Source organism: Solwaraspora sp. WMMD1047, assembly GCF_029626155.1.
Lineage (GTDB): Bacteria > Actinomycetota > Actinomycetes > Mycobacteriales > Micromonosporaceae > WMMD1047.
In genome coordinates, this window is record NZ_JARUBL010000001.1 from 7,355,653 (window position 1) to 7,371,739 (window position 16,087).

Here is a 16,087-nt window from a genome sequence, read left to right on the forward strand (position 1 = left end):
GGCTGCCTGCCAGGGTTCGACCCTGGCCGCGTAACCAGATACCTGAATATCAGAGTCAGACCTATCAGGCAAGTCTGGTCCTCGCCGGAGCGTCCCGTAGTCCCTCGGCGGATCCGGCTTCCCGGCGCGGTGGTCGTCTGGCCGTCGCGCCTGCCCTGATCCGGCCGGGTCGGGATGATCAGGGGTGCTCGGACGTCGGGGAATCACCCAGGTCGCCGGCCGTCGGCTTACCTCAGGCCTCGTGGTGCCGGCGGCGGCTGGCGTGCACAGCAAGACAATCGCCGAGGGTACCGACCATCGGCAGCCGGGCGCCCGATCAGCGGTCTGCTGCGTTCGGCTTCAACTTCTTCGACCACATCGGCCTTCGCCTCTGACAACCATCACCATGGACCGAAGGATCTTTAGTAGCGGAAGGCCAGCTTGTATAGGCCTCCGTCTCCTCCGACGGCGAGGTCCTGTCCGTTCTTGCTCCAAGCGCAGGCTGTCACGGGTTGTTCGACGCGCATCATGGCTTGGGCTTTGCCGGTTGCGGTGTCCCAGACCCGTACGGTGCGGTCGTTGCCGGTTGTGGCGAGGTGGGCGCTGTTCGGCGAGGCAGCGAGAGCATTGATCGAAGCGGTGTGGCCGGTCAGGACGGCACGTTGTCGGCCGTTGTCGGCGTTCCAAACCTGTACCGTGTTGTCACCGTTGGTGGTCGCGAGCCAGGTTCCGTCTGGTGCGATGATCAACTTTTTCAGGTGGTGTTGGCGGTTTGCCAGCTGCGCGCGTTGCCGGCCGGTCCGGGTTGACCAGGTGCGTACTGAACCGTCTTTGCTCGCTGTGGCGAGCCAGGTTCCGTCTGGTGCGATTACCAGCCGGCGTACTCGGCCGGTGGCCCGGTCCAGTGAGGTGCGCCGCTCGCCGGTGGCGATGTACCAGATCCGGACTGCGCCGTCGGTGCCTGCGACGGCGATCCAGGTGCCGTTGGGATCTGACGCGGCCGCGGTGGGCAAGCTGGCGCGATCGCCGAGCACGGTGACCCGTTGGGCGGTCACCGTATCCAGGATGCGCATCGTTCCGTCGTAGTTCGCGATCGCGACCCATGTCCCATCAGGTGCGATTGCTAGGGCGCGATGCCAGTTGATGCGGCCGTGCGGCATTACCGGTTGCGGCACGCCGGCGATCCACAGGCGCGCCGATCCGTCGCCGCTGATGGTGACTACCCAGTTGCCGTCTTTGGCAGTTGCCACCGTGCGGGCGGAGTCGAGATGGCCGGTGGCGATGGTCCGTGGGCGTGTGCCGCGGCGGTCCAGGATTCGGACCTCGCCGTCGGTTGACGCCGTGACGAGCCAGGTGCCGTCCGGGGCGACGACCGCCGCGTTCACACGCCGCATCCGGCCGGTCAGCTTCTCGGGTTGCGGTGTGGGGTTGGAGACGTCCCACAGCCGCACCGATCCGTCGTCACTAGCCGTGGCGAGCCAGGTGCCGTCGGAGGAGATAGCGACCGCGTTCACCCGTGCGGTGTGGCCAAGCAGGGTGGCCCGCTGGTTAGCTGTCGCCGCGTCCCACATTCGCACAGCGCCGTCCTCGCTGGCGGTGGCCAACCACGTCGCGTCCGGGGCGATGGCTACCGCATGCACCCTGTCGGTGTAGCCAGTCAGGGTGATCCTTCGTCTGCCCGTGCCCGCGTCCCAGACCCTCACGGTCCGGTCGTCGCTAGCGGTGACAAGCCAGGTGCCGTCGGGTGCGATGGCCACAGCGTGTACCCGCCCAGTGTGGCCGGCAAGGGTAACGCGCCGTCGGCCGGTCGCGGCATCCCATGTCCGGACTGTGCCGTTGTCGCTGGCAGTGACGAACCAGGTCCCGTCCGGGGAGATCGCCACAGCACAGACCCACCCCGCATGGCCGTGAATGCTGAGGCGACGCCGCCCGGTACGAGCATCCACGATCAGCAGCAGGTCGCGGGTTGCGGTGGCCAGCCAGGTGCCATCGGGAGAGATCGCGAGCACGTTCGATCGTGCGGTGCGGTTTGCTAGCAGCGCTCGCTGCTGGCCGGTGCTGGTGTCCCATGTCCGTACTGTCCGGTCGGTCGTGGCGGTCGCGAGCCAGCTGCCATCGGGAGAGATCGCCAGCGCGTTCACTCGGCCGATGCGGCCGGCCAGCGTGGAGCGGTGCTCGCCTGTGGCGGCGTCGAAAATCCGCACCGTGTTGGCGGCGGCGACGGCGAGCCAGGCACCATCTGGGGCAATCGTGATCGCCTTTATCGGGCCACCGTGGCTGGTGAGGGTACGTCGTAAAGCGGGGTCAGCAAGGTCAGGAAGTGGTGCTCGGTTCACCAAGATCCCTCGCGGTCGATCGCGAAGCAACTCGCGTGTCTGGGCGCCCCACCCGGGATCGTGTTCGACCCGGCTATACAGAATGTCGATGCGCGAGTGCGCCGGTTCGGTGGATTCAAGCAGGTGCGCGGTCTGGCCTACCAGCCGCCTCAATCGCGCGGCCCGCGTAGTGTCGATCAATGTCAAGTCGGCGTATGGCGCGGTTGGCCCGGCTTGCTCGAGCCGCTTACCGACCCAACGCAGATCTGTAGCGATGGCTTCAGCGTCGGCTGTGCGCCCCGCGGCGAGGAGATGCTCAATCAAGTGATCCGATAGATACCGGGCGGAGTCAGGCAAATCCCACCAGCCGTGGACCCTCCGCGCGCCACCCTCGACCGATACCGCCGGTGTAACGACTGGCAAGCCTGCGGCGGCCGCTTCCAGAAACGTGCGGTGCAGGCCGGCGAGGCGGGAGTCGCCGAGTTCGGCCTGTAGGTGGTCACGAACGACGTCGTGCAGGCTGACGGTGCCGCCGTCGCTGGTTGGGACAAGCATCAGCAGCGCGAGATCGGCAAGGCGAACACACAGCACATCGGTAGCCAACGGATCCAGGGCTCCGGTGCTCCGCCACAACTTGTGTACGAGCCACACCGGGACCGTCTCGTCCTCGGCGAAGATCGCCAGTTCGGCGAACCGGTCCCGTTCTGCTGATGTGAGAATCCCCGTACTTGCCTCGATTGTCGCGGCGACTGCTTCCTTGCGCTGCTCCGGATCGGCGACGTCCAACTCACGGCCGGCCGCCCCGGTCAACTCGTCGACCTGAAAGGCCCCGCCGAGACGAAGCCTCGTCAGTAACGCCTCGGCCGCAGCGGTGGTCGTGGTACGAAGCCGCAGTTGGTCGAGCAGGATCTTGTTCACCAGCCGGAGCAGCAGCGGCCACCGCCCGGTCTCCACTAGCAGCCCGGCCAACACCTGCGGCGGTAGTGGCGGCACTCCCGCCGTTAGGACCGCCCTAGCCTGCGCTTCCGACATCTGATCCACCTTCACCGGTACCCCCTGCCCTCTGACAAGCGAAGGGACCCTGGTGGTCACCAGCCGGGCGCAGCGCCCAGCCACCGGAAACGCGGCGAGCTGATCCTCAAACCACACATCATCAAGCACGACTAACCGGCGCGGACCCAAGGCCAGTACGGCCGCAAGATGCTCGGCTGCCTGACGCACATCGGTGAACGGCTCGGCGCTGCCGGGGCTCACCTGCCGAACAAGGTCGTTGACCTTGGTCACGAGCGCGCCCTTGCGCACGTCCCGACCCAGCGTCACCCAGTACACCCGGCCCCGGAAACGACGCAACACCCGCCTATCCGCCCGTACCAACTTGGCCACCGTGGTCTTGCCGAACCCACCGGCGCCATGGACCGCCGTCGTGATCCCCACGGTCCCACCGCCGCTGCGCCGCACGGCAGCGACGATCTGATCCACCTCGACTGGGCGGTCCACCACCCACGACTCCGGACGCTGCGCCACCGGAACCAGCCGCACCAGCCCACGCTCGTATCGGCGCTCCGCCCACCACCACAACAACCCCGAGGCAGCCACGGTGACAGTGGACCCAGCCATCCACCACATCGGCTGTGACTGAACCGTCGGTAGCCACCGACTGCCCCCGGCGCTGACGACGTTCACCACGACCGCCGCCACGGCTGCAGCAATCGCTCCGACGAGACCCGCGACAACGAGAAGTGCGAAACGCCACCACCGCACCACCGCACCTCCCCACCAGCAGGACACCCATCTAACCCGACTGTCCACCGACAGTCATCACCGCATGACACAGTAGGCTTACAGGTCGATGCAGACGTGGCTCACCCTCCTCGCTCTGGCGGTTGATCCAGGTAGGCGCGGGCCCGGACCTGCCCCCCGGCCAATGAGACCGCTTCCGACAGCCGGCCTGCGCAGAGGGCGGACGACCGCCCAGATGCCCGGGCGACTGGCCGGGCTTCATGGGCGTGGGAATGCGCGCCCTCGGAGAACACCGTGGGCACAACCACTGCCGCGACGCGTCGGGCCGGCACGGTTGCCGTCTGTGTGTCGAGGACGCCGGAGGTACCAGCAGCCCTGGCGCGGGCACGTTCAGCACACGACGCCGTCAAGGTCAGCGCCCTCCAGGTGAATGAGCCTTGCCCGGCAAGGTATCGATCCTGGACTTCATCCACCGGTGCGACGCTGGCGCCCTCATCCGGGGGAAGGCGCTGCTTGGCCTGCTGATCATGGCCGGCTTCCGGCCGGCCGGCGGCGTGGGTCGGTCCGCGACCGCCCCCGCCAGCGCCGCGATGACATGGTCCGCGCGTCGGCACCCTGCCCTGGCGATTCGGGTAGGACCCGACTTGAACTTTGCTGCTGTTATGACGGTCGAGCGGCCTTTGACAACCACCACCGACGCCGCGGCGGTACGGCAGCGTTCGTGTTTGGTTGCGGGGTTGCTAGCTCGACGGCGACGGCCGCTCCCTGGAACGGCTCGTTGCCGAGGATTGCTTTGCGGATCCCGGCCCATTCCTCGGTGCGCCACCAGTTGAAGAGGGTGACGGTGCTCAGGACGGTGAAGGGCAGGGAGGCGACGAATTCGGGCCGGGAGTAGACCTGTGAGGTGCGTTCGGATGGGTGCAGCTTGTGCTGGTGGTTGACAACTAGGACGCCACCGGTCACGGGCTGGTCAGGGCGGAGTTGGGGCCAGGCCTGGAGGTGCCGTTGGAGGTAGCTGACGAGATTCTCCTGGGCGGCGCCGCCCGCCGCCTTGATCTCGACGAGGCGGTGCGGGGAACCCTCGCCACCCACCAGTAGATCGGCTGACCTGGTGCCGACCTCGTCGTCGAGGTCAACGGTTGGCAGTCCGGCCGCGTTGAGCACCGCCGCGACCGCGCGCACGAGTTCGGCGCCGCTGCCGTAGAGAAGTCCGTACCGTACGGGCTCGGCGCGGTCCTTCGCCTCGTGCAGCTCTTCCTCAATGCGGAGCTTCTCCTCGGCGTACCGCGCCTCAAGGTCGTAAAGGGCTTGGCGGGCGGTCAGCTCGTCGGCGGTCCGCAGATCGGGGTCTTCGAAGTGTGGTGAACGCGCTCGGCGTAGAGCGTTGGGCACGTACTCGGGCAGCGCGCGCTCGACGAGCCATCCCAGGACGTTGTTCCAGGGAGGGGCGGCCGGGAGGATGTACCACCGGCTGGTCGCCCCCCGGTGAGGTCCAAGCCGCGACTACCGGCTTGCCCAGCGTGTCGACCAGGATCGGATGCAGTTCCCCTTCCGGCTCGTGGATCTCCTCGCCGTAGCCGCCGCCCCGGCTGAGGCGGGCGCCGGTGAGTTCCAGCGCCCACCACGAGGCATCCGGAGGGCGGCTGAGGAGCCGGATCGCAAGGTCACGGTCGGCAGCGCTCAGACCTGGGACGATCTCGGGTCGAGTGCCGGTCGGCAGACGGCGACCGTAGACGCTGGTGTGCTGCACGCCAAGGTGAACGCTACCCCCGGAGGGGAACAGCGAGTGGTGCGCGGTGTCATCGTTGACGTCGCCAATCGTCGTCACGGCCAGGGCGAGTTCCCCGCGCTGGCGCGCTCCAGCGAGGAAGCGATTACACTCATCCGCCCCCTTGCCATGGAAGATGCTCGGCTCGATGGCCGCAGCGCAGTCGCCGGTCTCCATCCCGAGCCACCGCGGTTGAAGGCCCTTCCCCCGCCAGTCCAGGTCCCCGGGCACGCGGAAGGAGCGTACTCCGTACCGCTCCCGGTCGTACTCCGTCTGCACCAGCATCTGCTGCTCCCGCTGGCAGCCGGGTTCGGGTTGGCCGATGTGTACGGACACCAGACCACTGGTCGGCGAGCTCATCTGTCCCACCGTAGTACCCGTCCCTCAAGCTCCCGCTGCAACATTCGCGTTGGCCGAGCCTGTCCCCACACCGCGCCAGGGCGGCGCAAAGTTGGCGCCGCAGAGCTGGGGCCGTAATTCTCAGCAACTCGTCAGGAAGTCACTCTCGTCGCGGATCGACCCGATGCGGGTGCTCGAAGAGATTGCCGTTAGGCTGTCTCCGGCGCTTGACCTTTCGCCACTTCCGCAATGGAGTGAAGGAGGTGATACGCATTGCTCCAGTGTTCATGCGAGCAGGATCGACCAGCCCGACGGGCCGTGATGTTTCTGCAGGCAGCGGCATCGCTAACGGCTCTATGGCGCTACCTCGGGTTATAGCCCTGTGGGGGCGGCCTGCCTAGATTCCGCCTAGGCAGGACACCGCACCACAGGGCCGCACCTGGCGGCTCTCGGCCCGGAACTCGGGCCGGGAGCCGTTTCCTTTCTCGTGCCCCGCCGCGAATCGACCCTGGTCGACCGCATGGCTCCCGGTCATAAATCGCCCCCCAACGGTTGACTATTTATGACCGAGTCAGCATACCGTGACGTTGACTCATTCCTCGCCCGGGCTTACCGCCATTGGAGTCACCAGTCAACGCGCGGCTACCCGTCGAGCGTCACCCTCCGCATCGGCTGCAACCTCGGCCATCCCCGACGGAGCCCGCCAAGGCCTGCCGGTAGCGGGCCCATCAACGCCTTCACTACCAGGCCAACGCCTTGATCGTCTCGTTGTCCACAGGGGCGGCGAGTCATCTACAAGGCATGATCGATGGGCTGCGGACTCACGGCGTGGGGTGCAGGGTGTTCGCATGTACTGCGTATACGAGTGGGACGAGCGCCGCCGCTTGGTGACAGTGACTGCGGCGGACGGCTGGCCTGCGCTGGTCCCGGGTGATGACCTGGCCGGAGTGGCAGCGGGTCGTTGAGCGGGGCGGCAAACAGCGGGCCAGCTCGATCTGCTGGAGTTCGGGCGCTGGCTCTGCAGGTCGTGGTGAGCGGAACAGGCCAGCGCCGCGGAGCCGTCGTCGTCGCGGATCTAGCGCTGCTCGCCGGGTCGCTCGTTCGGTGCGGCCAGCCAGCCGCCGACGACGTTGAGGTCGGCGGTGAGCCCTTGCACCAGGGCGCAAGGGGGCGCGTCGGGCCGGTGTGGCTCCCCGCACGGGCAGACCCAGATCGCGGCCGTGAGCCCTTCGATGGCGCGCGTGAGCACGGTCCGCGAGTACACGAGCGTTCTTCCGCTGATGGTCACGGGCTCGTTGTCCTCGTTGGTCCTGAGCTCCGCGCCGATGCCTACGATCGCGTCGGCGGCGTCGGTCAGAACGCCAGCGGCGTCGGCGGGGTCATTGCCGATTCGTCCGGTAGCTAGCTTGCACACCATGCCGAGCGCGGCGACCACGCGCCCCGCGTCCTGCACGGTGATGGTCACTGGCTCGGCTTCGGCCATGACCTCACGGTAGGTGGCGGCCTGCTCGGCGAGGACCTTCGCCAGCAGCGAGATGTTGTACGGGGTGGTGTACGTCTGCAGCGCGGTGCGTTCGGTGACGCCGAGCTGGTTGGCGGTGGCGGTGACGCGCTCCGCTAGGAGGTCCGCGGCTTCGGCGGGAGCGAAGAACACCCCAAGCCGGCTGGTCTCCTCCTCAAGCTGAGCGAGCCGCTCCTTGAAGAGCTTGGTGTTGCGGACGCTGGAGGCCATCAACTTCTCCTGTTTGCCGTCTGGCTGCCGGCTCTGCCGTAGGTGGAATCCACGGGCACCTTAACGCGTCGATCCGGCAGCATCTGGACACTCGGGCATCGAACCTGCGGCGCGCCGGCCGCCGGACGGTCGTTCCGTGTCTTCCTGACCGCGAGGCGGCAGTTATCGCGGTACAGGCTGAAGGCGCGGAGCAGCCCGTTGGGACCCAAGAACGGCCAACCAGGCCTCGCAACCGCGAAGCGCCGTCAGGGCGGCCACGGGGAAAGCCGCCTGACCAGCAATTCCGCAACAGCACGGGCAGAGACCCCCGGCAGCAACCGATCGAGCGGGTGGACAAGATGGCGGGTGGGGGCGAAGCGGCTGCTTCGTTCGGTCGCGGCAACGGACCGGCCGGCGCTGATCGGTTCCACCGGCGGCGCGGCTCGGGTAGCCTCGCCGGATCCTCGGCCCACGGGCGGCTGCGGGACGTACGACGGTGGCGTCGGCCATTCGACGGACTTTGCGCGCACGGCTTCCGGATCTGCCGATGAGCGGATGTGGTATCGGATGATCGTTGCTGTGGTCGTTTTGTTGCCGTGAGTACGGTGTGGTGGTGCCTGGCATCCGGCTCGACGTTCTCTGGTGGCGCCTCGTGTGGGGCGCCGGCTTCTTTGTCCTGGCCTTGGTTCTGTTCTTTCTGGCCTGGTTTTTTCATGCTAGTGAGGTGCTGGGTGGCCTTGATCAGGTGTTCAGTGTTGTTGGGGGCCTGTCGGGATTCGTGGGGTTGCTTCTGACAGTTCGAGCGTTGAGGTCCGGCAGTGCTGGGCAGCTGGTGGGGGTTGGAGCCGAGGAGGTGGCTGCTGAGGCGTTGCGGCGGGTGCGGGGGAGTTCGGTTCGGGTGCGGTTGACTCGGCCAGCACCGTTGCGGGTGTGGTTTCGGTCGGCTGTGGATGTTGGTGCGGCTCGATCCGCGGTTCTGAATCTCGGCGCCGAGGGTGTCGGGGATTGGGCGGAGGTGCCGTTGGAGGGTGAGGTCGCGCAGGTGGCGGGTCGTCTGCGGGAGCTGCCGTGGCGGCAGTTGGTGGTGATCGGTGAGCCGGGTGCGGGTAAGAGTGTGCTGGCGGCGATGCTGGTGGATCAGTTGCTGTCGCAGCCGGTTGCGGGTGAGGCGGTGCCGGTGCTGGTGGGCGTGTCGTCGTGGAATCCCCGGACGGAGTCGGTGGCGGTATTCGTGGCGCGGCGGCTGGTCGAGGACTACGGGATCACTCCGAAGGTGGCCCGGGAGTTGGTTGAGCGGCCGCGGCTGGCGGATGGGTCGGCGGCGGGGTGGTGGGTGCTGCCGGTGTTGGATGGTCTGGACGAGATCGATCCGGCACTTCAGCCGGTGGCGGTGGCAGCGATTGAGGACTTCGCGGCGACTGACCGTGGGGTGGTGGTGACCTGCCGGGTGCGGGAGTTCCGGCGGGCGACGGCGGGTGGGGTGCTGGCTCGGGCGGCGGTGGTGCAGTTACAGCCGCTCGCTTCTGCGGATGTGATCGCTTTCCTTGAGGATCCGGATCCGCGGCGGCGGTTGCTGTGGCAGCCGGTATTCGCCGCGTTGCGAGCGGACCCAGGTGGGATCCTGGGTTCCGCGTTGTCCACGCCGTTGATGGCTGGGCTGGCCAAGGACGTCTACAGCCCACGGCCCGGTATGGCGGCTGCGGTGGTGCCGGACCCCGGCGAGCTGCTGCACTTCACCACACGGCAGCAGATCACAGCGCGGTTGATCGACGGGTTCATCGCTACGGTCTACGACCATTCCCCCGCCGCCCATCGGGGGAGGAACGCCGCTCGTGGCGGCGGCACGGCAGAGTCGGCCGGTTCGTTCTATCCGGTGGAGGATGCCGCACGGTGGCTGGGGAACCTCGCCTATCTGGGATACCTGGGCGGCAGCCGAGATTTGCGGTGGTGGCTGCTGCCGTGGGAACAATTGGCTCTGCGGCCGTATCGTACCGGATGGTGGCAGACCGCAGGGCTGGCCGGCATGGTGCTGGCTGTCGTCACTGCGGTGGGATGGGTGTGGGCTGGTCCCGTCCGTGCGGTGGCGGCTGCGGCGCTGACCGCGGTCATCGCAGTGTTGTGCTACCTCGGGACTTTCGGGTGGATCTTCACGCATGAGTTTCAGCCGCGACCACCGGTGCCAGCACGGCTGCGGTCGCTGGTCAGAAGAGCCAAAACGACCGGCATCGTCGGGTGGTTGGCACAGGTTTGCTTCGGCGGGCTGTGCGGCGCGGCGACCGGGGTGCTGCTGTCCCAGCCGCTGACCGGACTTATCGCGGGTGTGGTAGCTGGTGGCGCCGTCGCGGCCCTTCCACCAGCCGGAGGCCGAGCCACGCCCGCCGGGCCGGCGGCCACCTTTCGCGCCAACCATCTTCTCGCTGTCGTCCTCATCGGCAGGCACGTGCTCGCGGGCGCCTTCGCGTGTGGAGGAGCTGCGGCTCTGACCGGTACCTCGGTTACTGGGTGGGTGGTGGCCGCGGTGGGATGCTTCGGCGTGGGCGCATTCAGCGGTGCGGAACGTGCCTGGCTACAGTTTCGAGTCACCCACATTGTTCTGTCGACCCAGACCGCCGGTTCGATGCTGCCCCGCAGTATCGACGCGTTACTGACCGACGGTACACGCCCGGAACGCAACACCATCCGCGTCAACGGCACAGCTTGGCAGTTCCGCCACGCCATTATCCAAGACCACCTCGCCCCCACCACACATACCAGACTTCTCCGCCGCCGCGCCGACACCGGCGACTGGTCGGCCGCCGAGCAGTTGGCCGGGTTGTTGCGGGAGCAGGGCAACCTCGACGAGTTGCGCCGCCGCGCCGACACCGGCAACCGGTTCGCTGCCGAGCAGTTGGCCGAGTTGTTGCGGGAGCAGGGCAACCTCGACGAGGCGATCGCGGTCCTGCGCCGCCACGCCGACACCGGCGACGGGCCGGCCGCCCGGCAGTTGGCCGGGTTGTTGCGGGAGCAGGGCAACCTCGACGAGGCGATCGCGGTCCTGCGCCGCCACGCCGACACCGGCGACGGGCCGGCCGCCCGGCAGTTGGCCGAGTTGTTGCGGGAGCAGGGCAACCTCGACGAGTTGCGCCGCCGCGCCGACACCGGCAACTTGTCGGCCGCCAGGCAGTTGGCCGAGTTGTTGCGGGAGCAGGGCAAGCTCGACGAGTTGCGCCGTCGCACCGACACCGGCGACTGGCAGGCCGCCAGGCAGTTGGCCGGGTTGTTGCGGAAGCAGGGCAACCTCGACGAGGCGATCGCGGTCCTACGCCGCCACGCCGACACCGACGATTGGCCGGCCACCGGGCAGTTGGCCGAGTTGTTGCGGGAGCAGGGCAACCTCGACGAGGCGATCGCGGTTCTACGCCGCCGCGCCGACACCGGCGACTGGCAGGCCGCCGGGCAGTTGGCCGGGTTGTTGCGGGAGCAGGGCAACCTCGACGAGTTGCGCCGTCGCACCGACACCGGCGACTGGCGGGCCGCCGGGCAGTTGGCCGGGTTGTTGCGGGAGCAGGGCAACCTCGACGAGTTGCGCCGCCGCGCCGACACCGGCAACCGGTTCGCTGCCGGGCAGTTGGCCGAGTTGTTGCGGGAGCAGGGCAACCTCGACGAGTTGCGCCGCCGCACCGACACCGGCAACTTGTCGGCCGCCGGGCAGTTGGCCGAGTTGTTGCGGGAGCAGGGCAACCTCGACGAGGCGATCGCGGTCCTACGCCGCCACGCCGACACCGGCAACGTGTTGGCCGCCCGGTGGTTGGCCGAGATGTTGCGGGAGCAGGGCAACCTCGACGAGTTGCGCCGCCGCGCCGACGCCGGTGACTGGTCGGCCCCCGTGCAGTTGGCCGGGTTGTTGCGGGAGCAGGGCAACCTCGACGAGTTGCGCCGCCGCGCCGACGCCGGCGACGTGTTTGCCGCCGGGCAGTTGGCCGGGTTGTTGCGGGAGCAGGGCAACCTCGACGAGGCGATCGCGGTCCTGCGCCGCCGCGCCGACACCGGTGACCGGTCCGCCGCCGAGCAGTTGGCCGGGTTATTGCGAGAGCAGGGCAACCTCGACGAGTTGAACCCGTAAAGATACGTCGATCCCGTCAGTCATCTTGCGGGTATCGCGGCGCCATACGACAAACTTCGAGCGGATTCCTTCCAGAGCACCCCGGGCCGCTTGCGACACCGCTAGGCCGCCGCCACATCTACCCCTATGCCGGCCGAGGCCCGGCGATGTGGGCGCCCCGGGGTCCATCCCCAGCAATTGGAACCGGCGTTGGATCAAAGCCTCGCCGACGGTGGTGTGCCGCTGTCCTAATTCCTCACCTCAGAGGCGGAAAGCCACTTAGGAGCGAGGCCGTCCTACGGATCAGAAGGTTAGGGGTTCGAGTCCCTTCGGGCGCGCAAGATCAATCAACGTCTGGCCTGCGGAAACGCGGTCGGGCGTTTTTTGTTGATCGTCCCCGGTGGACGGTGGGTGTCGGATGGGTGCCATGTGGGCGCCGTCACTTTCTGTAATCGCGGGTGGGTCGTGTGGGCTTTGACCTGGTCTTTTGTGGTGGGGTCGCCGGTGCTTGGCGGCCGGTGCGCTTGTTGTTTGGGCGGGGGTGGGGGCGGTTGCTCCGGCCTCTTTTCCTGATCTTTTCCCGGGTGCGGCGGGCTGCGGCGAGGACCAGTCGGGCGGTGGCCTCGGCGCACTTACGCTGGGCATATGGCAGGACGCTGGTGTAGGTGTCGGCGGTGGTGACGATGCTGGCGTGGCCGAGGAGGTCTTGCACGGTTTTGAGGTCGGCGCCGGCTTCGTGGGCGAGGGACGCCGCGCCGTGGCGAAGATCGTGCAGCCGGATCGGTGGGAGGTCGGCCCGCGTGACCAGTCGGGTGAAGTGCCGGGTGGCGTAGCCGGGGTGCAGCGGTCTGCCGTCGGGGCGGACGAACACGTAGCCGCTGTCGAAGCAGGCCTTGCCGGCCACCCGCCGGGCGGCCTGTTGCTGCCGCTGGCGGCGCAGGTGCTCCCGGAGCACGGCCACGGTGTGTCTGTCGAGGGCAACAGCGCGGGTGCTGGCGGCCGTCTTCGGTTCTGCCTCAATGACGTGGTAGCCGACGGTGCTGCGGCTGCGGAAGATGAACAACACCCCGTGGTCGAGGTCGATGTCGGACCAACGCAGCCCGCATGCCTCGCCGCGGCGTAGGCCGCGCAGCGCGATCAGCCACCACAGGGCGAAGAACCGGTCACCTGTGACCGCGTCGAGGAACCCGGCCAGAAGAGGAGCGGTCCAAACAGCCACCGCCGGCCGCCGGCCGGTCGCCCGCCATTCCGCCACCCGCGCCGGTGTCCACACCTGGGCGTGCGGTTTCCGGTAGGACGGGACTTCGAGGTGCCGGATCGGGTTGGCGTCGAGCAGGCCCTCCCGGACAGCGAGGTTCAGCGCCGCGCGCAGAGTCGTCCGCAGATGCTGCAGACATGACGGCGACTGCGGCCGGCCGCGTCCGTTGGTGGTCCGCGCGATCTCGTCGAAGCCGCTGCGGATGCGACGGATGGTGAAGTCGGCCAAGGTGATCCTGCCCATGTACGGGATGAGGAACTGTTCCACGTCCCGGGCATACTGGGCCCGGGTGGTCTCCTTGATCTTCGTGCGGGTCGACAGCCAGTACCGCAGCCACCGCTCCAGGGTCCACCCCTGGGCGGTGCGTTCCTCCCCGGTCTGGGTCAGCCACTCGTCTCGCGCTTGGCCGGCGGCGGCCTTCGAGCGGAAACCGCCCCGGCGGGCCCGCGCCGGCCTGCCGAACGCGTCGGTCGCGGAGCAGTCGAAGTACCAGGTGCCATGTCCACGATCCGGCAAGCGGGGACAGTCCCGCTCCAACCGCTTCCTCGTGCCAGCGTGCCGGCAACCGCACCGCTTGTAGATCGTTCCCGAACCGGCCATGACCTCTCCATAAAGTCGCGAAGCGGAAGATTGTGAAGACTGGTCACATTCTGTGCGGCAGCGCGGAGGAGACGCCGGACTGCGGGTCCGTCGCACCGGCCAATCCCGATCCGACGGCGCTTGAGCGCTTCAGGCGGTTACGTGAAGGCCGCATACTCCCGGCTACCAGCCGGCGGGGTGACAGACACCGGCCTCGGCGGGTTCTACCTGCAGGGTGGCGTGGTCGATGCCGAACCCGTCATGCAGGGCGACTCGGGCGTCCGCGAGGACCGGGGCGAGATCCGCGCCGTGGTCGAGGGTCAGGTGGGCCTGAGCGACGTCCATGCCGGAGGTGAGGGTCCACACGTGCAGGTCGTGGACCTCGGCCACCCCGTCCACGTTGCGCAGGGCGCGTTCGACCGCGGCGACGTCGAGGTGCTCCGGGGCGGCCTGGACCAGGATCCGCAAAGCGGCCCGGGCCAGGGACAGGGACCGGGGCACAATGAACAGCGCTACCGCGACGGCGATGATCGGGTCGGCGTACCACCAGTCGGTCGCCCAGATCACCCCGGCAGCGGCGATCACCCCGGCCGAGCCGAGCGTGTCACCGAGCACCTCCAGGTAAGCGCCGCGCACGTTCAGGCTCTCCGTGCTGCCCGCCCGCAGCAGGGCGAACGCGATCAGGTTCGCGGCCAGGCCGGCCACCGCCACCGCGAGCATCGGTCCGGCCTTGACCTCGGGCGGCTCGCCGAAGCGGCTGACCGCCTCGATCAGCACCCACCCCGCCACCACGCAGAGCAGTACGGCGTTGGCCAGGGCCGCCAGGACCTCCAGCCGGTACGAGCCGAAGGTCCGTTGCGGGTCGCCGCCGCCCCGGGCCGCCCGACGCACGGCGTGGATCGCGGCCAGCGCCATCCCGATGCCGAGGACATCGGTGAACATGTGCCCGGCATCGGACAGCAACGCCAGCGACCCGGTCAGCAGGCCGCCGACAACCTCGATCACCATGAACACAGCCAGTAGGGCGAATGCCGTCCACAGCCGGCCCAGGTGTTTCTCACCCGCGCTGCGCGCTGCGTGATCGTGCCCGGCGCCCATCGATTCCTCCCGACCTTGCTTCCGACGACCCCGTCAACGTATGCGTACATTGCAATAAGTGCAACGGGCGGAGCTGTCGCTCAGACAGGCGTAGCCCGGATCCGCGGGTCGCCGCCAGCGCCGTTCACGCTGGCCGGGGTGACGACACGGCGGTCGGGTCGGCGGCGGCGCGATCGTGTCGTAACCTGTCGGCATGAACCGAACCGGCGGACCGCGTGCTCGTGCCGCGCTGCCGCCGTGGTTGACCGCCGTGCTCGCGTTGACCGCAGTGGCGCTGCTACACGCTGTGCAGTGCGCGTCCGGTGCCGCGGCGCCGTTGCTGGCGACGTCGACCCTGCATCAGGTGGCGGTCAGCATCGACGGGCATGGGGCCGCGACCTCGGCCATGCCGGTCGGGGCGGCCACGGCCGTGTCGGTCAGTGCGTCGACGGGCTCCGGAGTGCAGGTCGACACCGGTCAGGGTGCCGGGCACAGCGAGATGCCGTGCGGACCAGGGCTGGCCGCCGGGACATGCCTGATGTTGCTGGTGAGCGCCGCGGTCGGCCTGCTGGCACGCGGGCGGCCGGGCTGGTCGTCGCCCGTCGTCGACGAGTTTCGGACCCTTGCTGGGTTCACCCGGTGGCGGGCGTCGCCGGACCTGGCGCAGCTGTGCGTGCTGCGTACGTGATCGACTCCACCGGCATCGACTCCACCGGCGCGTAGCCCGCGTTCGAGGTCGTACGCCTGAGCCCGCCCGGCCCTGCTGGGGCAGTTTCTCGGGAGCGTGGCCAGGGCCACGAGACCAGCGGGCGCTGGCCGATCCCGCGTGTCCTGTCCGCGGCCGCCGCGCCCGGTGGCGCGCGGAACCACGCGACGACGACATGGTTGCCGCGTCGAGTCCGGACCCCGCACGCGAGCCGTCCGTGGATACAGCCGGTGGCCCCCGGAGGCCACCCGTGGCCGAGAAAACAGCCTGCACGTCCACCCCTTCGAGTCAGAGGAGGACGAGCCCATGCGAGGGCCTCGTCACCGACACACCCACCGAGGCCAACCCGGGTACGCCGCGGCATTGTCGACGCGCATTGGAGCCGACATACGCGGCCCGGCCGCCGTCCGGCGGTCATCGCCAACGGCGCCGACCGGCCGTCCGGAGCGATCATGATCCCGGCGGACGCCCACCCGGTCCCCCCGCAGGCCCGGAACCCACACCCACAGTCAACACAACCTCACCCTCTTAATC

The 16,087-nt window shown here is 68.6% G+C and carries 7 protein-coding genes; 2 read left to right on the forward strand and 5 right to left on the reverse strand.

The genetic code is table 11. The features are described 5' to 3' along the window. Window positions 1-401 precede the first annotated feature (401 nt). The 3 genes from O7627_RS33605 to O7627_RS33615 all read right to left on the reverse strand — a co-directional run bounded on the left by O7627_RS33605 (window position 402) and on the right by O7627_RS33615 (window position 7,873). Window positions 402-3,833, reverse strand: a complete 3,432-nt coding sequence (locus O7627_RS33605; RefSeq protein WP_278097447.1) for an NB-ARC domain-containing protein — start codon at window positions 3,831-3,833, stop codon at window positions 402-404. A gap of 861 nt (window positions 3,834-4,694) precedes the next feature. Next, on the reverse strand, window positions 4,695-5,426 hold the full coding sequence (locus tag O7627_RS33610; protein WP_278097448.1) for a hypothetical protein: 732 nt from the start codon (window positions 5,424-5,426) through the stop codon (window positions 4,695-4,697). A 1,790-nt stretch (window positions 5,427-7,216) separates the two neighbouring features. Continuing rightward, complete coding sequence (locus O7627_RS33615; protein ID WP_278097449.1) at window positions 7,217-7,873, reverse strand: hypothetical protein; 657 nt, start codon at window positions 7,871-7,873, stop codon at window positions 7,217-7,219. Window positions 7,874-8,873: 1,000 nt separating this feature from the next. Between O7627_RS33615 and O7627_RS33620 the strand changes: the two genes are divergently transcribed. Continuing rightward, window positions 8,874-11,954 carry a tetratricopeptide repeat protein gene (locus O7627_RS33620; protein ID WP_278097450.1) on the forward strand — a complete coding sequence of 1,027 codons (3,081 nt, stop codon included), beginning with the start codon at window positions 8,874-8,876 and terminating at the stop codon, window positions 11,952-11,954. A gap of 418 nt (window positions 11,955-12,372) precedes the next feature. Here O7627_RS33620 and O7627_RS33625 read toward each other — a convergent pair whose 3' ends face one another. Continuing rightward, window positions 12,373-13,707: a tyrosine-type recombinase/integrase gene (locus O7627_RS33625; RefSeq protein WP_278097451.1), complete on the reverse strand. Its 1,335-nt coding sequence runs from the start codon at window positions 13,705-13,707 to the stop codon at window positions 12,373-12,375. Window positions 13,708-13,953: 246 nt separating this feature from the next. Beyond that, the gene (locus tag O7627_RS33630; RefSeq protein WP_278097452.1) at window positions 13,954-14,868 is read right to left on the reverse strand and encodes a cation diffusion facilitator family transporter; all 915 of its coding nucleotides are present in this window, start codon (window positions 14,866-14,868) and stop codon (window positions 13,954-13,956) included. A gap of 193 nt (window positions 14,869-15,061) precedes the next feature. Here O7627_RS33630 and O7627_RS33635 point away from each other — a divergent pair, with 193 nt between their 5' ends. Then, entirely contained in the window at window positions 15,062-15,535 is a 474-nt protein-coding gene (locus O7627_RS33635; RefSeq protein ID WP_278097453.1) for a hypothetical protein, read from the forward strand. Window positions 15,536-16,087: the final 552 nt, after the last annotated feature.

Excerpts from the sequence above, each read along its gene's own strand:
- O7627_RS33615 (WP_278097449.1), bottom strand. The coding sequence starts at position 7,873 with ATGGCCTCCAGCGTCCGCAACACCAAGCTCTTCAAGGAGCGGCTCGCT.
- O7627_RS33630 (WP_278097452.1), bottom strand. The coding sequence starts at position 14,868 with ATGGGCGCCGGGCACGATCACGCAGCGCGCAGCGCGGGTGAGAAACAC.
- O7627_RS33635 (WP_278097453.1), top strand. The coding sequence starts at position 15,062 with ATGAACCGAACCGGCGGACCGCGTGCTCGTGCCGCGCTGCCGCCGTGG.